The 25,759-nt window shown below is 58.8% G+C and carries 25 protein-coding genes and 1 pseudogene; 15 read left to right on the top strand and 11 right to left on the bottom strand.

All coding sequences use genetic code 11. From position 1 onward, the window contains the following. Entirely contained in the window at nucleotides 1–546 is a 546-nt protein-coding gene (gene folE, locus RGU44_RS03325; RefSeq protein ID WP_322179827.1) for a GTP cyclohydrolase I FolE, read from the top strand. 88 nt (nucleotides 547–634) lie between these two features. Next, nucleotides 635–1,006 carry a glutathione S-transferase N-terminal domain-containing protein gene (locus RGU44_RS03320; protein ID WP_322215611.1) on the top strand — a complete coding sequence of 124 codons (372 nt, stop codon included), beginning with the start codon at nucleotides 635–637 and terminating at the stop codon, nucleotides 1,004–1,006. Between the two features lie 33 nt (nucleotides 1,007–1,039). On the opposite strand, the gene RGU44_RS03315 is transcribed toward RGU44_RS03320, so the two are convergent. The 3 genes from RGU44_RS03315 to RGU44_RS03305 form a co-directional block, all read right to left on the bottom strand. Next, nucleotides 1,040–1,429, bottom strand: coding sequence for a lysozyme inhibitor LprI family protein (locus tag RGU44_RS03315; protein ID WP_322215609.1), 390 nt, complete (start codon nucleotides 1,427–1,429; stop codon nucleotides 1,040–1,042). A 171-nt stretch (nucleotides 1,430–1,600) separates the two neighbouring features. Next, entirely contained in the window at nucleotides 1,601–2,203 is a 603-nt protein-coding gene (locus RGU44_RS03310; protein WP_322179836.1) for a glutathione S-transferase family protein, read from the bottom strand. 34 nt (nucleotides 2,204–2,237) lie between these two features. After that, nucleotides 2,238–3,404: a PLP-dependent aminotransferase family protein gene (locus RGU44_RS03305; RefSeq protein ID WP_322215607.1), complete on the bottom strand. Its 1,167-nt coding sequence runs from the start codon at nucleotides 3,402–3,404 to the stop codon at nucleotides 2,238–2,240. An 82-nt stretch (nucleotides 3,405–3,486) separates the two neighbouring features. Between RGU44_RS03305 and RGU44_RS03300 the strand changes: the two genes are divergently transcribed. Further along, nucleotides 3,487–3,963 (top strand): MarR family winged helix-turn-helix transcriptional regulator, encoded by a 477-nt coding sequence (locus RGU44_RS03300; protein ID WP_322179841.1) that lies wholly within the window; start codon nucleotides 3,487–3,489, stop codon nucleotides 3,961–3,963. Nucleotides 3,964–4,092: 129 nt separating this feature from the next. Then, nucleotides 4,093–5,286 (top strand): benzoate/H(+) symporter BenE family transporter, encoded by a 1,194-nt coding sequence (locus tag RGU44_RS03295; protein WP_322215605.1) that lies wholly within the window; start codon nucleotides 4,093–4,095, stop codon nucleotides 5,284–5,286. Nucleotides 5,287–5,326: 40 nt separating this feature from the next. Here RGU44_RS03295 and RGU44_RS24875 read toward each other — a convergent pair whose 3' ends face one another. The 3 genes and pseudogenes from RGU44_RS24875 to RGU44_RS03285 all read right to left on the bottom strand — a co-directional run bounded on the left by RGU44_RS24875 (nucleotide 5,327) and on the right by RGU44_RS03285 (nucleotide 8,498). Continuing rightward, a complete protein-coding gene (locus RGU44_RS24875) occupies nucleotides 5,327–6,031 on the bottom strand; it encodes a methyl-accepting chemotaxis protein (RefSeq protein ID WP_407074677.1) in 705 nt (234 codons plus the stop codon). A 204-nt stretch (nucleotides 6,032–6,235) separates the two neighbouring features. Next, nucleotides 6,236–6,364, bottom strand: a pseudogene (locus RGU44_RS24870) (HAMP domain-containing protein); the annotation flags it as partial. Nucleotides 6,365–7,547: 1,183 nt separating this feature from the next. Then, complete coding sequence (locus RGU44_RS03285; RefSeq protein WP_322179847.1) at nucleotides 7,548–8,498, bottom strand: LD-carboxypeptidase; 951 nt, start codon at nucleotides 8,496–8,498, stop codon at nucleotides 7,548–7,550. A 181-nt stretch (nucleotides 8,499–8,679) separates the two neighbouring features. On the opposite strand from RGU44_RS03285, the gene RGU44_RS03280 reads away from it, so the two are divergent. Then, nucleotides 8,680–9,894, top strand: coding sequence for an alanine--glyoxylate aminotransferase family protein (locus RGU44_RS03280; RefSeq protein WP_322179849.1), 1,215 nt, complete (start codon nucleotides 8,680–8,682; stop codon nucleotides 9,892–9,894). 85 nt (nucleotides 9,895–9,979) lie between these two features. Here the strand turns inward: RGU44_RS03280 and RGU44_RS03275 are convergent, their stop codons facing one another. Continuing rightward, nucleotides 9,980–11,455 carry a mechanosensitive ion channel family protein gene (locus RGU44_RS03275; protein WP_322179851.1) on the bottom strand — a complete coding sequence of 492 codons (1,476 nt, stop codon included), beginning with the start codon at nucleotides 11,453–11,455 and terminating at the stop codon, nucleotides 9,980–9,982. Between the two features lie 92 nt (nucleotides 11,456–11,547). Next, nucleotides 11,548–12,309: an SDR family oxidoreductase gene (locus RGU44_RS03270; protein WP_322215600.1), complete on the bottom strand. Its 762-nt coding sequence runs from the start codon at nucleotides 12,307–12,309 to the stop codon at nucleotides 11,548–11,550. Nucleotides 12,310–12,546: 237 nt separating this feature from the next. Between RGU44_RS03270 and RGU44_RS03265 the strand changes: the two genes are divergently transcribed. Then, nucleotides 12,547–13,551, top strand: coding sequence for an NADP-dependent oxidoreductase (locus RGU44_RS03265; protein WP_322215597.1), 1,005 nt, complete (start codon nucleotides 12,547–12,549; stop codon nucleotides 13,549–13,551). A gap of 36 nt (nucleotides 13,552–13,587) precedes the next feature. On the opposite strand, the gene pyrF is transcribed toward RGU44_RS03265, so the two are convergent. Next, nucleotides 13,588–14,286, bottom strand: a complete 699-nt coding sequence (gene pyrF / locus RGU44_RS03260) for an orotidine-5'-phosphate decarboxylase (protein ID WP_322179855.1) — start codon at nucleotides 14,284–14,286, stop codon at nucleotides 13,588–13,590. Nucleotides 14,287–14,491: 205 nt separating this feature from the next. Between pyrF and RGU44_RS03255 the strand changes: the two genes are divergently transcribed. Further along, nucleotides 14,492–14,659, top strand: coding sequence for a DUF2897 family protein (locus RGU44_RS03255; protein ID WP_219060556.1), 168 nt, complete (start codon nucleotides 14,492–14,494; stop codon nucleotides 14,657–14,659). 63 nt (nucleotides 14,660–14,722) lie between these two features. Here the strand turns inward: RGU44_RS03255 and RGU44_RS03250 are convergent, their stop codons facing one another. Both RGU44_RS03250 and RGU44_RS03245 read right to left on the bottom strand, forming a co-directional pair. Beyond that, complete coding sequence (locus tag RGU44_RS03250; RefSeq protein ID WP_322179856.1) at nucleotides 14,723–15,544, bottom strand: substrate-binding periplasmic protein; 822 nt, start codon at nucleotides 15,542–15,544, stop codon at nucleotides 14,723–14,725. 106 nt (nucleotides 15,545–15,650) lie between these two features. After that, nucleotides 15,651–16,268, bottom strand: coding sequence for a TetR/AcrR family transcriptional regulator (locus tag RGU44_RS03245; protein WP_322179857.1), 618 nt, complete (start codon nucleotides 16,266–16,268; stop codon nucleotides 15,651–15,653). Nucleotides 16,269–16,439: 171 nt separating this feature from the next. Here RGU44_RS03245 and RGU44_RS03240 point away from each other — a divergent pair, with 171 nt between their 5' ends. The 8 genes from RGU44_RS03240 to RGU44_RS03205 all read left to right on the top strand — a co-directional run bounded on the left by RGU44_RS03240 (nucleotide 16,440) and on the right by RGU44_RS03205 (nucleotide 25,749). Then, nucleotides 16,440–18,245, top strand: a complete 1,806-nt coding sequence (locus RGU44_RS03240; RefSeq protein ID WP_322215594.1) for an acyclic terpene utilization AtuA family protein — start codon at nucleotides 16,440–16,442, stop codon at nucleotides 18,243–18,245. Nucleotides 18,246–18,279: 34 nt separating this feature from the next. Next, nucleotides 18,280–19,149 (top strand): SDR family oxidoreductase, encoded by an 870-nt coding sequence (locus RGU44_RS03235; protein ID WP_322215592.1) that lies wholly within the window; start codon nucleotides 18,280–18,282, stop codon nucleotides 19,147–19,149. 3 nt (nucleotides 19,150–19,152) lie between these two features. Beyond that, the gene (atuC, locus tag RGU44_RS03230) at nucleotides 19,153–20,769 is read left to right on the top strand and encodes a geranyl-CoA carboxylase subunit beta (RefSeq protein WP_322215589.1); all 1,617 of its coding nucleotides are present in this window, start codon (nucleotides 19,153–19,155) and stop codon (nucleotides 20,767–20,769) included. A gap of 40 nt (nucleotides 20,770–20,809) precedes the next feature. Next, nucleotides 20,810–21,967, top strand: a complete 1,158-nt coding sequence (atuD, locus tag RGU44_RS03225) for a citronellyl-CoA dehydrogenase (protein ID WP_322215587.1) — start codon at nucleotides 20,810–20,812, stop codon at nucleotides 21,965–21,967. Next, the gene (locus RGU44_RS03220; protein WP_322179863.1) at nucleotides 21,964–22,770 is read left to right on the top strand and encodes an enoyl-CoA hydratase/isomerase family protein; all 807 of its coding nucleotides are present in this window, start codon (nucleotides 21,964–21,966) and stop codon (nucleotides 22,768–22,770) included. Before atuD ends, RGU44_RS03220 begins: the two co-directional genes overlap by 4 nt. Nucleotides 22,771–22,794: 24 nt before the next feature. After that, complete coding sequence (locus tag RGU44_RS03215) at nucleotides 22,795–24,771, top strand: acetyl/propionyl/methylcrotonyl-CoA carboxylase subunit alpha (RefSeq protein ID WP_322215584.1); 1,977 nt, start codon at nucleotides 22,795–22,797, stop codon at nucleotides 24,769–24,771. A 48-nt stretch (nucleotides 24,772–24,819) separates the two neighbouring features. Beyond that, the gene (locus RGU44_RS03210; protein ID WP_219060547.1) at nucleotides 24,820–25,362 is read left to right on the top strand and encodes an exonuclease domain-containing protein; all 543 of its coding nucleotides are present in this window, start codon (nucleotides 24,820–24,822) and stop codon (nucleotides 25,360–25,362) included. Nucleotides 25,363–25,467: 105 nt separating this feature from the next. Beyond that, nucleotides 25,468–25,749, top strand: coding sequence for a pyrimidine/purine nucleoside phosphorylase (locus tag RGU44_RS03205; protein WP_219060546.1), 282 nt, complete (start codon nucleotides 25,468–25,470; stop codon nucleotides 25,747–25,749). Nucleotides 25,750–25,759 lie beyond the last annotated feature (10 nt).

The following is a 25,759-nucleotide window of genomic DNA, read 5'->3' as shown; positions in this document are numbered from 1 at the left end:
GTGACACTGGAACAGAATTACACCGCGATACTGGGTCAGCTCGGCGAGGACGTGTCCCGCGAAGGTTTGATCGACACACCAAAACGTGCTGCCAAAGCCATGCAGTATCTATGTCGAGGCTACGAACAAAGTCTCGAAGAAGTCACCAACGGTGCCCTCTTCAGCTCCGACAACAGTGAGATGGTCATGGTAAAGGACATCGAGTTGTACTCGTTGTGCGAACACCACTTGCTGCCATTTATCGGCAGGGCTCATGTCGCTTACATCCCGAACGGCAAAGTGCTCGGTCTGTCGAAAGTCGCGCGAATCGTCGACATGTATGCCCGCCGCCTGCAAATCCAGGAAAACCTCAGCCGCCAGATCGCCGATGCGATTCAGCAAGTGACCGGTGCTTTGGGTGTCGCAGTCGTCATTGAAGCCAAGCACATGTGCATGATGATGCGCGGCGTCGAGAAACAGAACTCATCGATGATCACCTCGGTGATGCTCGGTGAATTTCGCGAAAACGCGGCGACCCGCAGTGAATTTCTCAGCTTGATCAAGTGATTCGCTGTGCAGGGGCCGTCCAGATTTCTTGTCTGCGGCTCCTGAGTAATCTCACCTTCGTTTCATCCCCCTACTGCGAGGCGTCACCGTGTTCATCAAGGCATTAAGGGTTGGTTTGGGCCAACTCATCATTTTTATCGATTTCCTGACCCGTCCGGGCAAGAAAAAGCGCACGCCTGCAGCTCAAGCCGCTGTCGATCTGTCGGCGCAGGACCTGACCTTGTATCAGTTCAACGCCTGTCCGTTCTGCGTAAAGACCCGTCGCACCTTGCGCCGCCTGAACGTTCCCGTGGCCTTGCGTGATGCGAAAAACAACGAAGTCGATCGTCAGACCCTGCTCACCGAAGGCGGCAAGATCAAAGTACCGTGCCTGCGCATCGTAGAAGGTGGCAAGACCGTATGGATGTATGAATCCAAGGTCATCATCGACTACTTGCAGCAGCGCTTCGCGGCGGTCTGAAGCTGGAGCCTTCGCAGACAAGCCTGCGGAGGCTTATTTCGGGCAACCTTCAGCCCGACAGGCCACGTAGGCTTTCAACTGCTCCACTCGCAACTGGGTATGCGCTGCCAGACACTGCGACTGAAGCAACGGCCAGATCGAACCAGAGTCCTCTCGCTTGCCCACTTGGTACACACAATCGGCATCACGAAACGCAACCCACTTACGCTGCGCGTCCTTGAACGCCTGCTTTTGCGTCGGCATGTTCAAGTAAGCCATTTGCGCCTGGTATTGGGTGTTCAAGTCCGCATCAAGCCTGGACAGGTCATTGCCAGCACACGCGTTCATGGCTGCCTGATTCGCATTGCAGTCGTCAGCCAAAGCGACTTGCACACTTGTCCATCCAAGCCCCATCACGATGGCGGCCGTTATCAAATAACGCATAGTCAATACTCCTTTTTCCAGAAATAACGTTCAGCCCGAGCCAAACGGCCGCGCAGACTAGAACAGCATTGATGCCCAGACAAAGGCCTATATCGCCACCGAAAACTCCAGGCATTAAAAAACCGGTCGCTCGTTGCAGACCGGTTTATTTGTCTTCAACCTGGGTTCAGGTTAATCCAGCATCCCTATATAGCCCGGTTGCTCGGCCACTCGGCCCAGCCATTGCTGGATTGCCGGGTACGGGGCAAGGTCAAATCCGCCCTGGTAAGCGACGTGGGTGTAGGCGTAAAGCGCGATGTCGGCGATGGAGAAGGTTTCTCCTACCAGGAACGGCGTGCGCTTGAGTTGCTGCTCCATGACTGCGAGCGCTCGGTAGCCAGCTTTTTGCATGGCGTGATATTCCGCGAGGCGCTCTTCCGGTAGCCCGAGGTAAAACTGGATGAAGCGAGCCACCGCGATGCAAGGCTCATGGCTGTACTGTTCAAAAAACTGCCACTGCAAGACTTGCGTGCGCAAGCGCGGCTCGCTGGGCAGATAGGCGCTGCCGTCGGCCAGGAAGTTGAGAATCGCGTTGGATTCCCACAGGCAAGTGCCATCCTCAAGCTCCAGGACCGGGACCTTGCCGTTGGGATTCTTCGCCAAAAACTCGGGGGTCTGGGTTTCACCGTTAAGGATGTCCACTGCCACCCATTGGTACTTGATGCCCAACAGGTTGAGCATCAATTTGATCTTGTAACAATTGCCTGAATTGTAGTCGCCGTAAACTGTGTACATCACCCTTCTCCCTTGCTGCGTATTCATGAATGCATCACGCCGCTTCAGCGACCTGTGCCTGGCGAACCACTGCGGCCAGCCGCTTGAGACCCTCACCCAGACGCTGGGGGTCGATATGACTGAAGTTCAATCGCAGATAACCGGGGTTGGCGTCCGGATCGGCGAAAAACGGCTCACCCGGCATAAACGCCACATCTAGGGCCAGCGCTGGTTTGAGCAGGGAACGGGTGTCCAAAGGCGTTTTAAGGGTCAACCAGAAAAACAAGCCGCCCTGCGGGTTATTCCAATCGGCCAGATCGCTGAAGTGCTCTTGCAGGGCGGCCTCGAAAGTGTCACGACGCACACGATAGAAGTCGCGTAATTCCGCCAAATGGTTGCGGTAATGCTCGGTACCCATCCATTGCAGAGCCTGCCACTGCCCCATCCGGTTGGTGTGCAGATCGGCCGATTGTTTCAGGCGCAGCAAGTGCGGAAAAAGGTCCGGCGTCGCGATCAGGTAACCCACGCGCAGCCCAGGCAGCAGGGTTTTGGACATCGTGCCGGTGTAGATCCAACTGGCCTTTTTCAAGCGGCTGACGATAGGGGTCGCGCTGCCACCGTCGAAATTCAATTCGCGATAAGGTTCGTCTTCGATCAGGGTGACATCGAATTCATCAAGCAGGGCCGCCACGGCATCGCGATGGGATTCACTGTAGCGTACCGCTGACGGGTTCTGGAAGGTCGGAATCAGGTAAGCGAACGCAGGCTTGTGCTGCTCAAGACGCTGGCGCATAGCGATCAGGTCCGGGCCATCGGCCTGCAAGGGCACGGTGATGCAATCGGCACCGAACAGCTGAAAAATCTGCAGCGCGGCCAGGTAGGTTGGTGCTTCGAGGAGGATCTCGGTGCCCTTGTCGATATACAGCTTGGCCGCCAGGTCGAGGGTCTGCTGCGAGCCGCTGACAATCAGCACCTGGCTGGCTTCACACGGCACGCCCAAGGCGCGGGCTTCAGCGGCCAGCGCTTCGCGTAAAGCAGGCTCGCCCTCGCTCATGCCGTACTGCCACATGGCCAGTGGCATGTCAGCCCATTCAACGCGTGGCAGCATTGCTTCTGCGGGTAGCCCGCCAGCGAACGACATCACTTCCGGACGCTGGGCTGCGGCCAGAATTTCACGAATCAAAGAACTTTTAAGGCGTGAGACTCGTTCGGAGAAAGCCATGGAGGTCACCCGTAGCGAAGTTAAATAGAAATACGTCAAACTGCTTGACCAAAATTACGATACCGGGCCTAGATACGTCAATATGATTGACCTTAAAAATAAAATAACTCAGCAGTCGGCGATGGAAGCCTTTTTTTTCGGCTACCAGGCGTTCACCGCCAAAGCCGACGAAATGCTCGCGCAACGCGGCCTCAGTCGCGTGCACCAACGCATCGTGTTTTTTATCGCCCGCTATCCAGGTTTGAGCGTGAAAGAGTTGCTGACGGTGCTCGGTGTCAGCAAGCAGGCACTCAATACGCCCTTGCGCCAATTGATCGACATGAACCTGGTGCACAGCGTCGCGCCTGACGTCGACAAGCGCAAACGCTTGCTGGGCCTGACGGAAGAAGGCATTGCATTCGAGCAGGCCCTGCGTCACGAACAAGTGGATCTGCTGCAACGGGTGTTTGCCGAAGCGGGCGAAGCGGCGGTTGATGGTTGGCTGGCCGTGAACAAAGCACTGGGGCAAGCCCGCCAGACAGGGGTGATAATCCCTGCCGAGTCTCTAGCATCCGAGTGATACAGCTGACGCATTCGACGCTATCAATTGCGACTGTACGGCTAATTGTGACGATTGCTGTATTGCAACAGCGGGTGGCGACTGCGTTTAGGCTTGTGGCTTGACTGGACACCGTTAAGGAAAACCCACATGACCGACGCCATCACTCCTACCCGCCTTCGGCCATTGGCCGACAGCTCGCCTGCTGCCGTGGTCGCGGGCTTTATTGCGATGATGACTGGCTGCACCAGTTCATTGGTCCTGATGTTCCAGGCAGGGCAAGCCGCTGGGTTGACCAGCGCACAGATTTCTTCCTGGATCTGGGCCCTGTTCATCGGCATGGCGATTTGCAGCATTGGCCTGTCTCTGCGCTACCGCGCCCCCATCACCGTTGCTTGGTCGACGCCAGGTGCAGCGCTGCTGGTGACCAGCCTGGGCGGTGTGTCGTACGGCGAAGCCATCGGGGCCTTCATCACCTGCGCCATACTGGTCACCCTGTGCGGCGTTACCGGCAGTTTCGAGCGACTGGTCAAGCGTATACCTGCGTCACTCGCAGCGGCGTTGCTGGCGGGGATTTTGTTCAAGATCGGCAGTGAAATATTCGTCGCCGCGCAACACCGTACCGGCTTGGTGCTGTGCATGTTTTTCAGTTATCTGCTGATCAAGCGCATATCACCGCGCTACGCAGTCCTCGCAGCGCTGATTGCCGGCACGGTGATATCAGGCCTACTGGGATTGCTTGATTTCAGTGGCTTTACGCTGGAAGTGGCAACACCGGTGTGGACCACTCCCTCGTTCTCGCTGGCCGCGACCATCAGCATCGGGATTCCGCTGTTCGTGGTGGCGATGACCTCGCAGAACATGCCCGGCATCGCTGTTCTACGCGCCGATGGCTACACCGTACCGGCCTCCCCGTTGATCTCGGTCACCGGCATTGCATCGTTGCTACTGGCGCCGTTTGGCTCGCATGGCATCAACCTGGCCGCGATCAGCGCTGCCATCTGCACCGGCCCGCATGCCCATGAAAACCGTGACAAGCGCTACACCGCAGCGGTCTGGTGCGGAGTTTTTTATGCCATCGCGGGCATCTTTGGCGCGACCGTGGCCGCGTTGTTTGCGGCCTTGCCTAAAGAGTTGATGTTATCGATTGCCGCGCTGGCCCTGTTTGGTTCGATCATGAATGGCCTGACCGTCGCCATGAACGAACCCAAGGAGCGTGAGGCAGCGCTGATCACCTTTATGGTCACCGCGTCAGGCCTGACACTGTTCTCCATCGGTTCGGCATTCTGGGGGATTGTGGCCGGGGTGCTGACGTTGATGATCTTGAATAGCCGTAAGGGCTGATGCGGGAAGTCAGCTGTTCCGTATCAAGCCCTTCGCTTATTTAAAGCCGGAAGTGCCCGACCATCCCCTTGAGCTCAGTCCCCAATTGCGCCAGCTCGATACTCGACGCAGCATTCCCCCGCATCGCGAGGGCTGATTGATCGGCGCTGGCACGGATGCTGGTGACGCTGCGATTGATCTCTTCAGCGACCGAGCTTTGCTGCTCGGCAGCGGCGGCGATCTGCTGGTTCATTTGCTGGATCAGGGACACCGCTACGGCGATGCTGCCCAGCGCGCTTTCGGTCTGCAATGCATCGCTGACGGCCATTTTCACCAATTCGCCGCTGTTTTTAATCTGCGCCACGGACGACTGCGCCCCGCTCTGCAGGCTGCCTACCAGTCGTTCGATTTCTTCAGTTGATTGCTGAGTCCGTTTGGCCAGCGCGCGCACCTCATCGGCGACCACCGCAAAACCCCGTCCCTGCTCCCCGGCCCGCGCGGCCTCGATGGCGGCGTTCAGCGCCAGCAGGTTGGTTTGCTCGGCGACGCTCTTGATCACCCCCAGGACTTTGCCAATGTTCTGGATCTCGGCACTGAGGTTCTCGATACTCTGGCTGGCGGAGGTGGCGGAACTGGCAAGCGCTTCGATTCGTTGCATGCTCTGGCGAACGACCAGCTGACCGCTTTCGACTTTGTCGTCGGCAGTCTGTGCGGCCTGTGCGGCCTCCTCAGCATTGCGTGCCACGTCATGCACCGTCGCCGTCATCTGATTCATGGCCGTAGCGACCTGCTCGGTTTCTTCCCGCTGGCTACTGACTTCCAGGTTAGTCTGTTCGGTGACCGCCGACAGCGAATGAGCCGACGTCGCCAATTGCTCGATACCGGCTTGCAGGCCGCTGACAATGCTGCTCAGTCCCGCGCCCATCTGCTGCATGGCCAGCATCAACTGGCCGATTTCATCGCGGCGTTTGACCTCTACCGTGGCGCTCAAATCGCCGGACGCTATCTGCTGGGCGACGCGGATCACGCTACGCAACGGTGCCACGATCAGGCGAGTAATGCCCCAGGCGGCGATCAGACCGACCAATAACGCCAGCATCGAGGAACCGATAATCAGCAGCGAGCTGGCTTTGAGCTCAGCCTGCATCGCCTGGTCTTCGGCGCTATAAGCCTCATTGACCCGCTGCACGACCTGTTTGGCATTGTCGGCAAGTTGCTGAGAAACCTGCGCTTCGTTGGCAAGCAAACCGGTGTATTCGGCGAGTTTCTCGGTGAAGTTGCCAATGTGGGTGCTGACTTCGCCCAGCACGGTCAGGTAACCCGAGTCCTTGACCACGCCTTTGAGCTGCTCGGCCAACGCAAGTGCCTGGTCAGCCTGTTCGATCTTGCCTTCTTTGCGGGGCTCACCCGAGCCTGTTTTACGGCTCTGGTCCAGACGCACCCGCGCTTCATCCATCGCCTGCAACATCAACCGTGACACCTGGCTGACCTGATTGGCTTGCGCAATGAACTCAGCACCTTGCTGACCCTGGGAGTCCTTCAGCGCGTAGGTGCCATCATCGGCCAGCCCGGCTTGCAATACATCCAGATTATTAGCAACGCTGGACACCGACCAACTGGCCATCTCCAGAGAAAGGTCCTTGCTCTGGCTGATCTCGACAAATTGATCGAAGGATTTGCGGTAAGCCGTGAGCGCGGTTTGCACCTGGCTCATCATGGTCTGGTTGGCGTCCGACTCGCCCTTGAGCTGCTCCGCCAGGGCCTGCAACGCGTCCACGCCCGCGCGCAAATCATCCGCCACTTTCGGGTCGCTGTGCAGGGCGTAATCCTGCTCCTGCAAGCGCACCTTGAGCAGGCCGCTATTGAGGGTCGACATTTGCTTGAGGCCATTGAAGCGCAGGCTGATGCTCTGCAGCGACCAAACGCCAATGGCAGCGACCAAGGCGGTCAGCAGCAGTACGAGGATGAAACCCACCCCCAGTTTTTTCGCCATCCCGAGGTTGGCAAAGCGTGCTTGCACGGCCGAAATCATAGCGCTCAATCCCCGTTCGAATACCAGAAGGCGTTCAGGCTATTCATTAAGCCGTCCTGGAATCATGCAGATTCGCAACGGACCCGATTCAGCACAAGCCTTTGGCGCCTGGATAATGGCAAAAAGCTACGTGCAAGTCGTTTTCAGAACGCTTAGTGTCGGCTGGCACGTGAACTTTATCGGCTGATCGTCACCCTTCGGTAAAGTACTCACCCAACGGCAACGATTTTCGACTTCACACCGCGCCTTTTTAACGGCAGGCAGCTGCCACCAGCAAGGTGCCAGCATCAGCGTCGAGGATGGCCTGCGTGCCCAACGGCACCGCAATGTTGGGGTCACCGTGACCGATGGGCAGCCCACCCAGCAGCGGAATGCCGAGATCGCCCAGACGTTCGTTGAGCACGTCCGCCAGACTGATCTGCCCTGCCGCGCCTGCGGGCTCGCTGAACTGCCCCACCGCCACGCCCGCCAAGCGCTGCAGGATGCCGCAATTGCGCAGGTGCGTGAGCATTCGATCGACACGGTACGCGGCTTCGGCCACGTCCTCGATCAGCAGGATCGCGCCGTTCAGGTCGGGCATAAATGGCGTGCCAATGGAGGTACTGAGCATGCTCAGGTTTCCGCCCAACAGAATCCCTTGGGCAACACCCGTGCTGCGCACACTCACCGTCGCTTCTGCGGGGTCGGCCCTGATCAGCACCGGTTCGGCGCTCATCAACGCGTGTTTTACGCTGCTATTCGTCAGGCCGCCCCGCTCAAGCTGCGCGGCCACCGGACCGTGGATACTGGCCAACCGTGCGTTGCGCCAGAGCGCTGCATGCAAGGCCGTGATATCGGAAAATCCCAGCACCAGCTTGGGGTCTCGCCTTACTGCATCAAAGTCCAGGTGTTCAATAATGCGCTGCACACCATAACCACCGCGGTTGCAGATGACCGCACGGATCTCGGGATCGGCCAACGCGTCGTTCAGGTCCGCAGCACGATGCTCATCCCTGCCCGCATGAAACGAGTTTTTATCCAGCGCATGGGGATAGATACGTGGTCGCAGGCCCCAATCGCTGAGCACCTTGACCGCGACCTCGACGCGCGCCTGAGCCACGGGCCCGGCAGGCGACACCAGCGCAACCGCATCTCCGACTCGAAGCCGTTGCGGGTGCAGTGTCGGTAAACCGCTGTGTTCTTGAGTGTGATAAAAATCCATCGTTACTCGCCGCCCCCTGGTTTTGATAAAACAGTTAACCACAAATCGAACCGCCGTTTATTGTCACCCAAAACCCAAGGCATGAACTCACTGCCCTCGTTGAGGTATGCTCAGCGGCGTCCGATACAGCGCTAGGTTGCTTAGGTAGCGCTCCTATTTCATCGACCCATAAAGAACGTTCATGAACATTAAAATCCCGGCTTCCATCATCGCGCTTGATCAAATTCTGCCTCAGGAACCGTTGCTGATGATGGGCGCGGGCCCCGTACCGCTGCCGCACAAAGTGGCCTATGCGAACTCCATCGTCATCAATCACCTGGGCGATGTGATGAACCAGGTGATCGACCAGGTCAAGGACATGGGCGCCTACGTCTTTCAGACCGCATCCAAGCATGTATTGGGTGTAGCCGGTCCCGGTTCAGCGGCGATGGAAATGGCGATCTGCAACCTTGTGACCCCAGACAGCAAGGTCCTGTCGATCTGCAACGGTTACTTCAGTCGTCGTATGGCCGAGATGGCGTCGCGTGTCGGCGGTGCAGTCACCATTATGGAGGTCCCGGACAATCAGGCGGCCGACCCCGATATCGTTGAGCACTACTTGAAGCAGGGTAATTTCCGCACCCTGACCATTGTTCAGGGCGAGACCTCGAATACCGTTTATAACCGCCATCTGGAAACGATTTCGCGACTGGCGCATTCCTATGACTGCGCAGTGATTGTCGATGCGGTTTGCACCTTGAGCACCATGCCGTTCGACATGGATGAGTGGCAAGTCGACGCGGTCATCACCGGCGGACAAAAAGGCTTATCGTCCATTCCCGGCGTTTCGCTGCTGGCCTTTTCCGATTACGCATGGGCACGAATCGAGGCGCGCAAACAGCCTATCGCCCACTGGTGCCTGGACGCACTGTTGGCAGACAAGTTCTGGAACCAGCGCTCCTATCACTACACCGCACCGGTCTCCGGCATTCTGGCGCTGCATGAAGCGTTGCACTTGGTGTGCGAAGAAACCCTGCCACGTCGATTCCACCGGCATGAGCTGTGCTCAAAAGCCCTGCAAAGAGGGATGGAAGCCATGGGCCTGGAACTTCTGGTCCCGGAAGAAGTGCGCCTCAACTCGGTGATCGGCATCAACGTTCCCAAAGGTGTATCCGCTGACCTGGTCAGAAGCCATATGACAGCCGTACACAGGGTCGAAATCTCCGGTTCGTTCGGCCTCAATATCGTGCGTATCGGTCAGATGGGTGAGCAAAGCCGCGTGCACAACCTGTTCCGCACCTTGCACGCTCTGGGGTCGAGCATGCGCCATGCCGGCGCTTCTCTGGACCTGCCAACCGGAATCTCCGAACTGGAACGGTATGTGTCTCGTGATACAGCCTCGGCCGCTGCCAGCTAAAGCCCCATCAAAGGCGCATGCGACACCAGCCGCTTGGTGTCGCATGCGCCCGTGATGAAAACGTTTGTGTTCGTGCTGTGGCGACTCAACTGAGTTTGTCCGTCGGCCCGCGTTCGTTACCCGGCTGAAAGCGAGTGACGCTTTTGCGCAACCATTGCAGGAAACCGTTCTGGCCCACATCCAAGGGCTTATGCTGAATCATCGTCGCCCGAGCCTGCGCGCGGAAGCGTACCAACCCTGCCAGAGCCCCACGCAATTCACCGTGTTCTTCCAGCCAAGGCTCAAGGTCTTTGCTTTCGATGCGATAGACCATGCAGTCGGTCATCGCACTGAAACGAGCGAGGCTGGCCGACTGGTCGACAATACCGGTTTCGCCAATCAGTTCGCCCGGCCCCATGCGCCCGACCTCAAGCCAGCCATCAGGCCGTTCAACAGCCGCCGTCACCACCCCAGACTCAATGATCAACAGCGCATCGGGAACGACACCTTGAGCGAGAATCACCGCGCCAACAGGGTACGAGCGCAAGTGCATGTGACGCTCGAGTTCGGCACGATCTTCATCGCTGAGCATGCGCAGCACCCCTACCGTGTTGAGTACTGCTGACTGCCGCGTCGCAGGCTTGATCTGATCCTGACGCAGGGTTTCGGACGCCGCCAGCTGGCGATAGATCAAGTCATAGAGCTGGTTACTCACCGCGCTACAACGGTCCCTGGATTTGATGTAGCCGGTGATCTCATACTGCACGGAGCGTAAACCGGAGGCTTTGACCACGGCCCCGGCTTTGGGTTTTGCCAGCAGCTCACGGCAGCCCTGCAAGGCTTTCTCCAGCGAGTCCAGCACCAGGCTGGGACGCAAGCGTACTGGCAGCTCGACGGTCAGGGTCACGGAATGAAAGTGATCGGGGCGGCTGAAATTGACGATCCGGGTCTTGGCCGCCATCGCGTTGGGAATCACCGCCATGCTGCCTTCGGACGTCAGCAGATGGGTTGAGCGCCAATCAATTTCGATCACCTTACCTTCTATGTCGTCGACGCGAATCCAGTCATCGACCCTAAAGGGCTTGGTTGCGTTGAGCACGATCCCTGAAAATACGTCGCCCAGCGTGCTCTGCACTGCCAGACCTAGGATGATCGCCACCGCGCCCGACGTCGCCAGCAAGCCTTTGACTGGCAAATCGAGGATGTACGCGGCGGCAGCGACGACGGCGACCAGAAAGATGATCGCGCCCATCAGGTCTTGGAGCAAATGCCCCTTGCCACCGATCCGCGGTTCCAGAATCACCACCGCCAATACGGTCAGGGTTCGTGCGCCGTACAACCACCAGACAATAGCCAGTACGGTCGCCAGCGTGTGGCGCGGTGGCAGGACCGCATCGGGCACCGGAAACAGAGGGCTCAACCCGGCATCCAGCAATGCCATGCTGAACAACAGAAACAGGCCCAGCCGCACCGCCATCTTCCAGCGCACATGCCGTGGATCAACCCACTGCCAAAGGGTCAGGTCGATAATGATCAGCACCAAGGCACTGACCAGTGGGTAGGCAAACCACATGAAATCCATCGACTCACTCCTGACACATAGACCACTACAGGAGGCGAGCTTAGCCGATCGGTGTGTGCAGGGTAAGCACGTACTGCAGGCGCTGGCGGGCCTTAAATCGCGGTCACCCCGCCGTCCACCGCCAGCGCGTGGCCGGTGGTGAAGCTGGCGCCATCGCTGCACAGATAAAGCACGGCGCTGGCGATTTCTTCGACGGTGCCGACACGACCGACTGGGTGCATGACGGCCACGTATTCGGCTTTTTTCGGGTCGGCTTCATAGGCGCGACGGTACATGTCGGTGTCGATCACTGCAGGACAGACGGCGTTGACGCGAATTTTCTTCTTCGCATATTCAATCGCGGCTGATTTGGTCAGACCGATCACGGCATGCTTCGACGCACTGTAGATACTCATCTTTGGTGCAGCGCCAAGGCCAGCCACTGATGCGGTGTTGACGATGGCCCCACCGCCTTGGGCGAGCATCAGCGGCAATTGGTACTTCATGCACAACCAGACGCCTTTGACGTTGACGCCCATGATTGCATCGAACTCGGCTTCGCTGCCCTCGGCCAAGCGACCCTTTTCGATCTCGATGCCAGCATTATTGAAGGCATAGTCGACGCGGCCATACGTGCTCACTGCCTGCTCCATCAACTGGCGCACTTCAGCTTCCTTCGTGACGTTGCAGCGCACAAACACTGCATCGCCGCCCGCTGCACGAATCAATTCAACTGTGCCTTCCCCGCCTTCACTGTCCAGGTCTGCCACCACCACTTTCAGGCCCTGCTCAGCGAAGGCCAATGCGGTCGCGCGACCAATACCCGCAGCAGCGCCCGTGACCAAAGCCACCTGACCGGAAAAAGTCATGCTCATGTAATTGTCCCCTGACGGTTGAATAGTGATGCAGTCTAGCCATCCCCCACAGGCGTACGTCAGCACTATCAGAGACCCGGTTATGCACGTATGCGCCAGAGTGATTAAGCCCGTGGAGGCTCATCACCCAACTGGATCAGCCTGCATTCGCCAGACGGACAAACCTTGCCGGAACGGCGGCCAACGACTATCACGTAGGCTTGTTCTCCCTCCTTCCTGTCTAAAAGAGTGCCTGCCATGACTGCCCAGACCAACCGTCAATTCCTGCTCGCCAAGCGCCCTTCAGGGGCCGCGAGCCGCGACGACTTTACCTTCCAGCAAGTGCCTGTCGGCGAAGTGGCGGCAGGTCAGGTTATGGTCGAGAACGAATACCTGTCGCTGGACCCGGCCATGCGCGGCTGGATGAACGAAGGCAAGTCCTACATTGCGCCCGTCAATCTGGGTGACGTGATGCGCGCGTTGGGTGTAGGCAAAGTCATCGCCTCACAGGTCCCTGAATTTGCCGTCGGTGATTACGTGCAGGGCGCACTGGGGGTGCAGGATTATTTTCTCGGTGAGCCCAAGGGTTTCTACAAAGTCGACCCGAAACTGGCACCACTGCCGCGTTATCTGTCCGCACTGGGCATGACCGGCATGACCGCTTATTTTGCCCTGCTGGACGTCGGCGCGCCGAAAGCCGGTGAGACTGTGGTGATTTCCGGGGCCGCAGGTGCAGTGGGCAGCGTTGCCGGGCAGATCGCCAAAATCAAAGGCTGCCGCGTAATCGGCATCGCCGGGGGCAAAGAAAAATGCCAGTCGCTGATTGATGAACTGGGTTTCGACGGCGCCATCGACTACAAGAATGAAGACGTCCACGCGGGCCTCAAACGTGAATGTCCGAAAGGCGTTGACGTGTATTTCGACAACGTCGGTGGCGATATCCTCGACGCCGTTCTTTCCCGCCTGGCGCCCAAAGCACGGGTGATCATCTGTGGCGCCATCAGCCAGTACAACAACAAGGAAGCGGTCAAAGGCCCGACCAACTACCTGTCATTGTTGGTGAACCGTGCGCGCATGGAAGGCTTCGTGGTCATGGACTACGCCCCCAAATTCGCCGCAGCCGGTCAGGAAATCGCCGGCTGGCTCGCTTCAGGCAAACTCAAAAGCAAGGAAGACATCGTCGAGGGTCTGGAGACTTTCCCCGAAACCCTGATGAAGCTGTTCAAGGGTGAAAACTTCGGGAAACTGGTGTTAAAGGTGTGATCGGAGGCGCCTGAACCGACGCCTCGCGAATAGCTTTTACGCCAACTCAGCCACGACCGCTGCCAGCGCTTTTGCCGGGTCGGCGGCCTGGCTGATGGGACGGCCGATGACCAGATAGTCGGAGCCGGCGTCCAGCGCCTGACGCGGTGTCAGGATGCGGCGTTGATCGTCCTGGGCGCTGCCTGCCGGACGAATGCCAGGGGTGACCAGTTTCAACGACGGATGGGCGGTCTTCAGGGCACGGGCTTCGAGTGCCGAGCACACCAGACCGTCCATACCGGCTTTTTCCGCCAACGCAGCCAGGCGCAGCACCTGCACCTGCGGTTCGACGTCCAGACCAATAGCCGCCAGATCTTCACGTTCCATGCTGGTCAGCACAGTGACCCCTATGAGCAACGGTTTTGGCCCGCTACGCTGATCAAGCACTTCACGGCAGGCTGCCATCATGCGCAAACCGCCGGAGCAATGGACATTGACCATCCACACGCCCATTTCCGCAGCGGCCTTTACCGCCATCGCCGTGGTGTTGGGGATGTCGTGGAATTTCAGGTCAAGAAACACCTCGAAGCCCTTGTTGCGCAGGGTTTCGACGATGTCCGACGCACAGCTGGTAAACAATTCCTTACCGACTTTGACCCGGCACAGCTTCGGGTCCAACTGATCGGCCAGTTTCAACGCGGCGTCGCGGTTAGGGAAATCCAGGGCGACGATGATAGGAGTCTGGCAGGCGGACATGAGTAGGCTCTCAGGCAAGTCGAAATCGGCGCGTATTGTAGCCGAACCGACCCATTTTCGGGACCCAGTGATCGATAATTGATCCAGATCGCGCGCCCAGCCCTGAACAAACAGCATGCCGCTAACAAACCGGGCACAGGGCGCCTAGAATTGAACCACTGGCAATATAGATTGCTCAAAGTGATATCACTTCAAGGAGAGCCCTATGCCCTGGTATGCCTGGTTAATTCTGATAGTTGCAATTGGCTCGATCGTTGGCGGTCTGTTGATGTTGCGCGATACCGCTACAAAGGTTGATTTGACCGATGAGCAACTCAAGCGCGTTCATGAACGCAACGCCGAGATGGATGCCAAAGACGCGAAGGACCGTTGACCCACGTGATTGTTTTCGCGGGTTTGCCTGCGAAAACAATGCGTCTCCTGTCTGATAGCGGGATTAGTGCGTTCCATACGCAGTCATCGAGTGATTGTTCTGTAGCGATGTGACCGCGATTCGATACGGCTGAAAAATCCTGAACATCTGCCCGTTATCACGAAGTTGCTGCAATAACTGGCTGAACTGCTCCCCCGTAATAGGTGCCTGCGGACGCAGCAAGGCGTAATGCCGATAAATCTGATCGACCCGCTCGGACACCAAAAACTGGCGGGCTTCATCATGATTACGCGCCATGAAATCGCTCAGGTACGAGCGCGTCACCAGAGCAATGTCAGCCCGTTCGCGCAGCACCATCAGCAAGTTGCTGTCATGGGAATACGTCAGCGTTGCGTTGTAGTGTTCGGCCAGGAATTTGGGTTCGGCATTGAAGTGGGCAAACGCATAGTGATAGCCACTGAACAAGGCCAGACGCTTGCCCTGCAAGTCATCGAAGTAGTTTTGTGTGCGCCCTTCTTCGCGCTTGGCGACGAAGATTTCAGCGTCTTCAAGGCCCATGTCGACATTGACGTGGGCAATATTCTTCCAGCCCCAATCCGGATTTTCGAAGATAGCCATGTCGAACCGGCCGTCCTGAAAATCACGAAAGCGACGTGGAATGGAGGTCGGCACGAGCAAAAACTGAAAGTCGCTTTGCGCCGCATTCAAGGCAATGACCAACTGCGGCAACAAACCGGTGTCTTCGCCTTTTTCGGGGTGAACAGTGTAAGGCGGAAAATGCGCCGCACCGATACGCACCAGCTGCACGGCACATGCCTCACTAGCCCATAACGTACTGATAGCCAAGAACAAAATTCGGTAAGCCGTCCGCAAAGGCAAAGACATCGACACAGCACACCTCAGGTAACCGGATGTGGATAAGCTATGCGTTTTCGGCCTGTTAGACAATATCAAAGTGATGTCAGTTCGAACGTGCCGGCAGGCTTCAACGTTATTTTAAAACCATGATCAGTGCTTCATCCGCCAACTGATCGAGGGTCATGCTGCCTTCAGCGCGAAACCAGGTCGTGGTCCACGACAAGGCGCCCGTTAGAAAACGCCGCGTGATAAATACATCGCCCTTGATATAGCCGGCCTCTTTTGCCTCTCCCAATACTTGCAGCCAGAGCTGCTCGTAGAGGTCGCGCAAGGCCAGTACGTGAACCTGTCCTTCTTCCGACAACGATCTCCATTCGTAGACCAGTACTGCCATGGCCTCGCCACTGCCACCCATAATCGATTGCAGCTCACAGCGAATCAGCGCTAGCACCCGCTCGCGCACAGTGTCCGCGTCGGCGAGCGCCGCGTGCATCAAAGCGGTGTTATAGCGGATGGTCTCTTCCATCACTGAGCGCAGGATTTCGTCCTTGCTTTTGAAGTGATGAAAGATACTTCCGGACTGAATGCCCACCGCGCCAGCCAAGTCCCGCACGGTGGTGCGTTCGTAGCCTTTGTTGCGAAACAGGTGAGCGGCCACCTGCAGTAGTTTGCCGCGAGCGCTGTCGGGATCGGTGATCTGCCCACCGTCCACCAACTCGCGCATCACCTTCAAAGCTTTTTGCTCGTCCACGGTGAGGTTCCTTTTGGAAGTTGGCATATGGCGCGCGCAATTTATGCCTGTGCGGCACACCAAGCAAGCGCTCGGGCGCCACGCAAAGCAATTATTTTAAACGAGGGCTTTCAAAACCAAGCGCTTGCTTGGTAGTCTCTGATGCACAGTCAATCGCCTACGAGGTCTGTCATGTCCAAAACCGTGCGCATCGGTTGCGCCAGCGCATTCTGGGGGGATACCTGCACGGCGGCCGCGCAACTGGTGGACGGCGGCGGACTGGACTATCTGGTGTTCGACTACCTGGCCGAGATCACCATGTCGCTGCTGGCCGGGGCCAGGATGAAAAATCCGGACGCGGGTTTCGCCACCGACTTCGTTGAAGTGCTCGCTCCACTGCTGCCAAAAATCGCTGAGCAGAAGATCAGGATCATCAGCAACGCGGGCGGGGTCAATCCCCTCGCCTGTGCCGCGGCCTTGCAAGCGGCCTGTCTGCACGCGGGGGTCAACCTGAAGATCGCTGTCCTGCTCGGCGATAATTTGCAGCCGCAGTTCAAGCACTTGAGCAGCGCGGGCGTTCACGAAATGTTCACTGGCGCGCCCCTGCCGCCGATGTGCGTGTCCATCAATGCGTATCTCGGTGCACCCGGCATTGTCGAAGCGCTGCGACTGGGCGCTGATATCGTCATCACCGGCAGAGTGGTCGACAGCGCAGTGGTCAGTGCAGCGCTGGTTCACGAGTTCGGCTGGTCCTGGCAAGATCACGACAAACTGGCCCAAGCCGCCCTCGCCGGCCACATCATCGAGTGCGGCGCACAGTGCACCGGCGGCAACTTCACTGATTGGCAGGACGTGCCAGACTACGAACATATCGGCTTTCCGATCATTGAAGTCAGGGCTGACAGCCACTTCATTGTCAGTAAACCTGCCGGCTCCGGGGGGTTGATCTCACCGTTGAGCGTCGGCGAACAGTTGCTCTACGAAATCGGCGACCCCCGGGCCTACCTGTTGCCTGATGTGGTATGCGACTTCACCCACGTCCGACTCAAGCAAGTAGGCGACAACCAGGTCAGCGTCGAGGGTGCTCGCGGCTTCGCGCCCAGCGGCCAATACAAGGTCAGCGCAACGTACCCGGACGGTTTCCGCTGCACTGCCAGTTGCCTGATCGCCGGAATCGACGCGGTAAAAAAAGCCGAGCGCGTCGGCCAGGCGATTATCAACAAAACCAAAGAGTTGTTCAGCCAGCGCGGCTGGCCACCCTACAGCGAAGTGAACATCGAACTGCTGGGCAGCGAAGCCACCTACGGCCCCCACGGCCAACGGCACGACACTCGCGAAGTGGTGATCAAACTGGCGGTGCGTCACCCCGAAAAACAAGCGTTGATCCTGTTCTCCCGCGAGATCGCACAGGCCGCCACAGGCATGGCGCCGGGGCTCACAGGCATCGTTGGCGGTCGGCCCACGGTCTATCCGGTCATTCGCCTGTTCTCATTCCTGATCGACAAGTCCGCCTGCCGCCTGGAAATCGACATCGACGGCCAGCGCAGTCTTTTCGAGCTGCCGCCCCAGCAGAGGTTCGACCCAAGCGCACTGCCCCTGGACCTGCAACCACCACAACCTCATGGGCGTGCCGATGCCAGTGTTCCCTTGGTGAAACTGGCGGTGGCGCGCTCCGGTGACAAAGGCAACCACAGTAATATCGGGGTCATGGCGCGACGCCCGGAGTTCCTGCCGTGGATCGCCGAAACCCTGAGCAGCGCAGTGGTCGTGGACTGGATGAGCCATGTCCTCGACCCGGTTCATGGTCGGGTCGAGCGCTGGTATCTCCCCGGCAGCCACAGCCTGAATTTCCTCCTGGAAAACGCCCTCGGCGGTGGCGGAGTCGCCAGCCTGCGTATCGACCCACAGGGCAAAGCGTTCGCTCAGCAACTGCTGGAAATCCAGATCCCGGTGCCGCAAAGCATTGCCGATCAGGTCAATGGCCAGCAACGCCCGTAAACCGATCCGAACTCAAAATAAGAAGGGGTGATACATGGCATACGATTCGGTCTTCAGACCCGACTTGTTCCGCGGGCAGACTCATATCGTCACCGGTGGTGGCAGCGGTATCGGCCGTTGCACCGCCCATGAGTTGGCAGCCCTTGGCGCCCATGTGGTGTTGGTCGGGCGCAAGCAGGCGAAACTCGAGCAGGTGAGCGCCGAGATCACCGAAGACGGAGGCCAGGTCAGTTGGCAGGTGTGCGACATCCGCGAAGAAGATCGGGTCAAGGCGCTGATCACTCAGGTGGTTGCCGAGCACGGGCCGATTCATGGGCTGGTCAACAACGCCGGCGGCCAATACCCCGCCCCACTGGCCTCGATCAATCAGAAGGGTTTCGAAACCGTGATGCGCACCAATCTGGTCGGTGGTTTCCTGATGGCGCGCGAGGTATTCAATCAATCCATGAGCCGGCACGGTGGCGCCATCGTCAACATGCTCGCCGACATGTGGGGCGGAATGCCCGGCATGGGCCATTCCGGTGCCGCCCGTTCAGGCATGGAAAACCTCACCAAAACCGCTGCGGTTGAATGGGCTTATGCAGGAGTCCGCGTCAACGCCGTGGCCCCAGGGTGGATAGCATCCAGCGGCATGGATACGTATGAAGGTGCGTTCAAGGCAGTAATTCCCACCTTGCGCGAGCATGTACCGCTCAAGCGCATTGGCACCGAATCCGAGGTCAGCGCGGCGATTGTTTTTTTGCTCAGCCCCGGGGCGGCGTTCATCAGCGGCAGCACCCTGCGCATTGATGGTGCCGCCAGCCTTGGCAGTCGCGCCTGGCCATTGCACAAGGCGCAGAACAGCGAGTCGTATAACGGCTTTCATCGCGCCTATCTGCCCGATGTCTTGAAGGACAAGGAGTAGCGCATGCCGATGATTGAATCGCAGCTCGATTGCCACAGCACGAGCTTTGCTCAGAACCGCGAGGCCATGCTGGCGAGTATCGCGCAGGTGCGCCAACTTGAACGGGTGCTGTTGGATAAAGCCCTTGAAGCCAAGCCCAAGTTCGACAAGCGAGGTCAGCTGTTGCCCCGCGAACGCCTGAACCTGTTGCTTGATCCCGGCGCGCCGTTTCTCGAACTGGCTTCACTCGCTGGCTACAAACTGCATGACGACAAGGACGGCAGTCAGGCCGGTGGCGGGCTGATTGCCGGCATCGGTTATGTGTCCGGGGTGCGTGTGCTGGTGGTCACCAATAACAGCGCTATCCGGGGGGGCACGATTTCCCCCAGCGGCCTGAAAAAATCCCTGCGCCTGCAACAGATCGCCATGGAAAACAAACTGCCGGTGGTGACCCTGGCCGAAAGCGGCGGCGCCAATCTCAACTATGCGGCGGAAATTTTCGTCGAGGGTGCGCGAGGGTTTGCCAATCAGGCGCGAATGTCGGCCATGGGCTTGCCGCAAATCACCGTGGTGCATGGTTCCTCCACGGCTGGCGGCGCTTATCAGCCAGGACTGTCGGATTACGTGGTGGTGGTGCGCGGCAAGGCCAAACTGTTTCTCGCCGGTCCGCCGTTGCTCAAGGCGGCGACCGGAGAAATTGCGACTGATGAAGAGCTGGGCGGTGCAGAGATGCACGCGCAAATTGCCGGCACCGCAGAGTACTTGGCGGAAAACGACGCCGATGGCCTGCGCATCGTGCGCGAAATCATCGCCCTGCTGCCGTGGAATGCCCAGTTGCCGATGCGTGCGCGTCCGGCTTATCAAGCACCGCGCTACCCCATTGACGAGCTGCTTGGGCTGATCCCCCACGACCCGAAAAAGCCCTATGACGTGCGTGAAATCATTGCCCGCCTGGCCGATGGTTCGGTATTCCTCGAATTCAAAGGCGAATACGACCAGCAAACCGTCTGCGGTCATTTGCAGATTGAAGGCCAGCCCTGCGGGTTTATCGGCAACAACGGGCCGATCACGCCCAAAGGCGCGAGCAAGGCCGCACAATTCATTCAGCTGTGCGACCAAAGCCAGACACCGCTACTGTTCTTCCACAACACCACCGGTTTCATGGTCGGTACCGAGTCCGAACAACACGGCGTGATCAAGCATGGGGCGAAGATGATTCAGGCCGTGGCGAATGCCAGGGTGCCGAAACTGACCATCGTGGTCGGTGGCTCCTACGGCGCAGGCAACTACGCCATGTGCGGCCGAGGACTGGACCCGCGCTTTATCTTTGCCTGGCCCAACAGCCGAACCGCAGTGATGGGCGGAGCCCAGGCCGGCAAGGTGTTGCGCATCGTCACCGAGGCCAAACACATCAAAGCCGGACTCGACCCGGACCCGAAGATGCTCGACATGCTGGAACAGGTGACCGCACAGAAGCTCGACAGTCAGTCCGGGGCGCTGTACGGCACGGCCAGCCTGTGGGATGACGGCCTGATCGACCCTCGCGATACCCGAACCTTGCTCGGTTATCTGCTGGATATTTGTCAGGAAGCGGCGGTGAGACCGCTGCAACCGAATAGTTTCGGCGTGGCGCGATTCTGATGTTGAACCCGTAGGCGATTTCCAAAGGAGAACAATAAAAATGATCTTCACCCAGGAACACGAAGCACTGCGGCGCACCGTGCGTAATTTTGTCGACAAGGAGATCAATCCGCACGTCGATGAATGGGAAAAAGCGGGCCGTTTCCCGATCCATGAGCTGTTCAAGAAAGCCGGCGAACTGGGTCTATTGGGCATTTCCAAACCCGAACAGTTTGGTGGTATGGGCCTGGATTACAGCTACTCCATCGTCGCCGCCGAAGAGTTTGGCACCATCCACTGCGGCGGCATCCCGATGTCCATCGGCGTGCAGACCGACATGTGCACCCCTGCGCTGGCGCGCTTCGGCTCCGATGAGTTGCGCGAAGAATTCCTGCGCCCGGCCATCTCCGGCGAACAGGTCGGCTGTATTGGCGTATCCGAAGTCGGCGCTGGCTCCGATGTCGCAGGGCTCAAGACCAGCGCGAAGAAAGACGGCACCGACTACGTGATCAATGGCAGCAAAATGTGGATCACCAACGCTCCGAGCGCGGACTTCATTTGCTTGCTGGCCAACACTTCGGACGACAAAGCCCATGTAAACAAGTCACTGATCATGGTGCCTATGAACAGCCCCGGCATCAGCCTCAGCCCACACCTGGACAAGCTCGGCATGCGCAGCTCGGAAACCGCCCAGGTGTTTTTCGATAACGTACGCGTCCCCCAACGCAACCGCATCGGTCACGAAGGTGCAGGGTTCATGATGCAAATGCTGCAGTTCCAAGAAGAGCGTCTATTCGGTGCCGCCAACATGATCAAGGGCCTGGAATACTGCGTCGACAGCACCATCGAGTACTGTCGCGAGCGCAAAACGTTCGGCAACGCGCTGATCGACAATCAGGTGATCCACTTCCGCCTGGCCGAACTGCAAACCGAAATCGAATGCCTGCGAGCCCTGGCCTATCAGGCGACCGAGCAGTACGTGAAGGGCCGCGACGTGACCAAACTGGCATCGATGGCCAAACTCAAGGCCGGACGACTGGGCCGCGAAGTCAGCGACAGTTGCCTTCAATATTGGGGCGGCATGGGTTTCATGTGGGACAACCCTGTTTCTCGCGCTTATCGCGATGTGCGCCTGGTGTCGATTGGCGGCGGCGCCGACGAAATCATGCTCGGGATTATCTGCAAACTGATGAACATCCTGCCCGGTAAAAAAGCATGAGCCTGTTACCCGCGTGCCACACGCTGCTGCTGAACAGCCACGGTGGCGTGCTGCACATCACCCTTAATCGGCCCGAGAGCCGCAACGCCATGAGCCTGCAAATGGTCGGTGAACTGCGCGCCGTGCTGGCCGGGGTGCGTGAAGACCCGCAAGTGCGGGCGCTGGTGCTGTGCGGTGCCGGCGGGCATTTCTGCGCCGGTGGCGACATCAGGGACATGGCCAACGCCCGAGGCCAAGGCGCCGAGGCTTACAAGGCATTGAGTCGCGCATTTGGCGCGCTGCTGGAAGAAGCGGAAAAAGCCCCGCAGGTGGTGGTCGCGGTGCTGGAAGGCGCGGTGCTGGGTGGCGGCTTTGGCCTGGCCTGCGTCAGCGACGTCGCCATTGCCCATCATCAGGCGCAATTCGGTCTGCCAGAAACCAGCCTCGGCCTGATCCCGGCGCAAATCGCCCCGTTCGTGGTCAAGCGCATCGGCCTGACTCAGACCCGGCGCCTGGCGCTGACCGCCGCACGCTTTGATGGCGAAGAAGCCGGACGCCTGGGGCTGGTGCACTTTGTCGAGCGCGACGCGCACGCCATGGCCGAACGCTTGAGCGATGTGTTGGAGCAGGTCTTGCGCTGTGCACCCGGCGCGAATGCCACGACCAAAGCCTTGTTGCTGGCCACCGCGGATGTGCCGCTCGGCGCCCTGCTGGATCAGGCGGCCGAAGCGTTCAGCACTGCAATCGTCGGCACCGAAGGTGTAGAAGGCACGCTGGCTTTCGTGCAAAAACGCGAACCCGTATGGGCGAAAAGCAGCTTTTAGCCCCCAGAACAAAGGATGCCACGAATGCCAGCCTTCAACAAAATCCTCATCGCCAACCGCGGCGAAATTGCCTGCCGTGTTTTGCACACGGCACACCGTCTGGGCTATCGCACCGTGGCCGTGTTCAGCGAAGCGGATGCGCACGCACGCCACGTGCAGCTGGCGGACGAAGCAGTGTGCATCGGCCCGGCACAGGTGCAGCAGTCGTACCTGAACATCGAAGCGATCATCGACGCAGCCAGACGCACGGGCGCCGATGCAATTCATCCCGGTTATGGTTTTTTGTCAGAGAACGCTGATTTTGCCCTGGCCTGCGCAGCGGCGAGTCTGGTCTTCATCGGTCCCAGCGCGGAAGCGATCGAGCTTATGGGCAGCAAGCGCCTGTCCAAACTGGCGATGATCGAGGCCGGAGTGCCGTGTATCGCTGGCTATCAAGGCGCTGAGCAGGATGATGCCAGCCTCGGCCGCGAAGCTGAACGGATTGGCTACCCACTGATGATCAAAGCCAGCGCCGGTGGCGGTGGCCGGGGCATGCGCCTGGTGGAAAAGGCCCAACACCTGCTCGAACACCTGCGCACCGCACGGTCGGAAGCGCAAAACGCTTTCGGCTCCAGCGAACTGATTCTCGAGCAGGCGCTGATCAGACCGCGTCACGTGGAAATGCAGATCTTCGGCGACAGCCACGGCAATCTGGTTTACCTCGGCGAACGTGACTGCTCGGTGCAACGTCGGCATCAGAAGATCATCGAAGAAGCACCCTGCCCGATCATGACCCCGGAGCTGCGCGCCGCCATGGGCGCCGCAGCGTTACAGGCCGCCAGCGCAGTACATTACGTCGGCGCGGGCACCGTCGAGTTTCTGCTTGATCAGCGTGGGCGGTTCTACTTTCTGGAAATGAACACGCGCTTGCAGGTCGAACACCCGGTGACCGAAATGATCACCGGCCAAGATCTGGTCGCCTGGCAGATTCAAGTGGCGGCAGGCGATCCCTTACCGCTGCGTCAGGAGCAGATCCAACCCCTGGGTCACGCGATGGAAGTGCGGCTTTACGCCGAGGACCCGGCGCAGGGTTTCATGCCGCAGACCGGCCAGATCGTGCACTGGCAACCCGCGCTGTGTGACGGTGTACGTGTCGATCATGGGGTACTGGAAGGTCAGCACGTCAGCCCGTTCTATGACCCGATGCTGGGCAAAATCATCGCCCACGGCGCCACACGTGAAGAGGCCCGACGCAAGCTGTTGCGAGCCGTGGAAGATTGCGTACTGTTGGGCATCAACAGCAACCAGCAATTGCTGGCCTCTCTGCTGAAACACCCGCAGTTCGTCGCGGGCGCTGTCAGCACCGGTTTTATCGGCGATCACTTCACCGACGCTCCTTGCCTGCACCCTCATTCGCCCACCGCCATTGAACTGGCGATGGCTGCGGCCTTGTTTTATCTCGCCTCGGCCAAGACACATCCCGCCCAGCGTACAGGCTGGGGCAATAGCGCCACAGGCCCGTCACACTATCGATTGGGACATGGCGAACACACATTCGCCGTGGAGTTGAGCCCGAACGCTGAGCGCCTGGACGTGCTGGTGGCGGAAACGCTGATCAGCCTGCACGTGCTTGATACCGACGGCCGCCGGGCGAATGTCGAGGTCGAGGGTGTGCGTCGTCGGTATGCCTATCATCTGGACGCCGACGCGCTCTGGCTGCACAGCAACTCAGGCAATCTACACGTACTCGACCTGACCCACGCCCTTGTCAAAGGCCAGATCAGCGTTCACTCAGGCACCCTGAAAGCGCCCATGGACGGTGCGATTGTCGATGTACTGGTCAGCGAAGGGGCGACCGTCAGCCGTGGCCAATTGTTGCTGGTGCTCGAAGCCATGAAGATGGAACACCCGCTCAAGGCCGGAATCGACGGGGTCATTCGTCGTCTGCACGTGATTCAAGGTGATCAGGTAAAAAACCGCCAGGTGTTGCTGGAGGTCGCGCCATTGGACGTAGCAGGCTGATTGTGTCTACGCTCAACTCACCTTAGCGCTGTTTGATCGGAGTTTGATATGCCGCACTGGCTGGTGATTGATCTGGAAGCCACAACAGAGGACGGCGGCTGGCCATTGGCCGAGATGGAGATCATTGAGATCGGCGTGAGCTTGGTCAATCAGGACGGCCGGGAGCTGGATCACTTCGAGCGCTTCGTGCGGCCTTTGCGCCGTCCGCAGCTGACCCGCTTTTGCCGGGAGCTGACGCACATCAGCCAGGTCAATATCGACAATGCTGCGCCGTTGACCAGCGTCTGGCCGCAGTTCGAACGCTGGCTCAGCCATCACCTGCCACGCCTGGAAGGGTGGGCCAGTTGGGGTGAGTATGATCGCCGGCAACTGGAGCAGGAATGGCAGCAGCAACAACTGACCAGCGCCTTGAGCACCCTGCCCCACATCAACCTCAAACAACGTTTTATCGAGGCCCGCAAACTGCAACGTCCACTGGGCTTGAACGGCGCGTTACAACTGGCCGGCATGCAGTTCAACGGGCAACAGCACCGGGCGCTGGTCGACGCACGCAATACAGCGCGACTCCTGCCACTGATACTTCCGACGTGATGAGTAGCCTGCCAACATGACGCCTTTTTTAAAGCGGATGACGGCCTTTTATACGTTCGGCATACTGAGCGATCTTTTGTAACCCTTATCTTCGAGGAATCGCCCATGTTTAAAGTCAACGAATACTTCGACGGCACCGTAAAATCGATTGCGTTCCGTCAGGCGGAAGGCGATGCCACGATCGGCGTCATGGCGGCGGGCAAATACGAATTCGGTACCAGCAAGCGTGAAATCATGCACGTCATCTCCGGCGCCTTGAAAGTCAAACTGCCGGACAGCGACGTGTGGGAAACCTTCACGTCCGGCAGCCAGTTCAATGTACCGGCCAACAGCAAATTCAATCTGGAAGTGCTGGAAGACAGCGCTTATCTGTGTGAATACCGCTGAGTCACGCGTG

Origin of the sequence: Pseudomonas sp. 5C2, from assembly GCF_034314155.1 — a bacterium.
Lineage (GTDB): Bacteria > Pseudomonadota > Gammaproteobacteria > Pseudomonadales > Pseudomonadaceae > Aquipseudomonas.
The sequence above is the reverse complement of the archived record's forward strand: the minus strand, read 5'-3'. Positions and strand labels throughout refer to the sequence as shown.

What these genes read in the sequence shown, in the direction of transcription:
- RGU44_RS03255 (WP_219060556.1), top strand. Translation starts at nt 14,492, where the DNA reads ATGCCCTGGTATGCCTGGTTAATTCTGATAGTTGCAATTGGCTCGATC.
- pyrF (WP_322179855.1), bottom strand. Translation starts at nt 14,286, where the DNA reads ATGTCCGCCTGCCAGACTCCTATCATCGTCGCCCTGGATTTCCCTAAC.
- RGU44_RS03220 (WP_322179863.1), top strand. Translation starts at nt 21,964, where the DNA reads ATGAGCCTGTTACCCGCGTGCCACACGCTGCTGCTGAACAGCCACGGT.
- RGU44_RS03295 (WP_322215605.1), top strand. Translation starts at nt 4,093, where the DNA reads ATGACCGACGCCATCACTCCTACCCGCCTTCGGCCATTGGCCGACAGC.
- RGU44_RS03215 (WP_322215584.1), top strand. Translation starts at nt 22,795, where the DNA reads ATGCCAGCCTTCAACAAAATCCTCATCGCCAACCGCGGCGAAATTGCC.
- atuD (WP_322215587.1), top strand. Translation starts at nt 20,810, where the DNA reads ATGATCTTCACCCAGGAACACGAAGCACTGCGGCGCACCGTGCGTAAT.
- RGU44_RS03250 (WP_322179856.1), bottom strand. Translation starts at nt 15,544, where the DNA reads ATGTCTTTGCCTTTGCGGACGGCTTACCGAATTTTGTTCTTGGCTATC.
- RGU44_RS03280 (WP_322179849.1), top strand. Translation starts at nt 8,680, where the DNA reads ATGAACATTAAAATCCCGGCTTCCATCATCGCGCTTGATCAAATTCTG.
- RGU44_RS03240 (WP_322215594.1), top strand. Translation starts at nt 16,440, where the DNA reads ATGTCCAAAACCGTGCGCATCGGTTGCGCCAGCGCATTCTGGGGGGAT.
- RGU44_RS03265 (WP_322215597.1), top strand. Translation starts at nt 12,547, where the DNA reads ATGACTGCCCAGACCAACCGTCAATTCCTGCTCGCCAAGCGCCCTTCA.
- RGU44_RS03310 (WP_322179836.1), bottom strand. Translation starts at nt 2,203, where the DNA reads ATGTACACAGTTTACGGCGACTACAATTCAGGCAATTGTTACAAGATC.
- RGU44_RS03270 (WP_322215600.1), bottom strand. Translation starts at nt 12,309, where the DNA reads ATGAGCATGACTTTTTCCGGTCAGGTGGCTTTGGTCACGGGCGCTGCT.
- RGU44_RS03235 (WP_322215592.1), top strand. Translation starts at nt 18,280, where the DNA reads ATGGCATACGATTCGGTCTTCAGACCCGACTTGTTCCGCGGGCAGACT.
- RGU44_RS03305 (WP_322215607.1), bottom strand. Translation starts at nt 3,404, where the DNA reads ATGGCTTTCTCCGAACGAGTCTCACGCCTTAAAAGTTCTTTGATTCGT.
- RGU44_RS03315 (WP_322215609.1), bottom strand. Translation starts at nt 1,429, where the DNA reads ATGCGTTATTTGATAACGGCCGCCATCGTGATGGGGCTTGGATGGACA.
- RGU44_RS24875 (WP_407074677.1), bottom strand. Translation starts at nt 6,031, where the DNA reads ATGACGGCGACGGTGCATGACGTGGCACGCAATGCTGAGGAGGCCGCA.
- atuC (WP_322215589.1), top strand. Translation starts at nt 19,153, where the DNA reads ATGCCGATGATTGAATCGCAGCTCGATTGCCACAGCACGAGCTTTGCT.
- RGU44_RS03300 (WP_322179841.1), top strand. Translation starts at nt 3,487, where the DNA reads ATGATTGACCTTAAAAATAAAATAACTCAGCAGTCGGCGATGGAAGCC.
- RGU44_RS03275 (WP_322179851.1), bottom strand. Translation starts at nt 11,455, where the DNA reads ATGGATTTCATGTGGTTTGCCTACCCACTGGTCAGTGCCTTGGTGCTG.
- RGU44_RS03210 (WP_219060547.1), top strand. Translation starts at nt 24,820, where the DNA reads ATGCCGCACTGGCTGGTGATTGATCTGGAAGCCACAACAGAGGACGGC.
- RGU44_RS03285 (WP_322179847.1), bottom strand. Translation starts at nt 8,498, where the DNA reads ATGGATTTTTATCACACTCAAGAACACAGCGGTTTACCGACACTGCAC.
- RGU44_RS03205 (WP_219060546.1), top strand. Translation starts at nt 25,468, where the DNA reads ATGTTTAAAGTCAACGAATACTTCGACGGCACCGTAAAATCGATTGCG.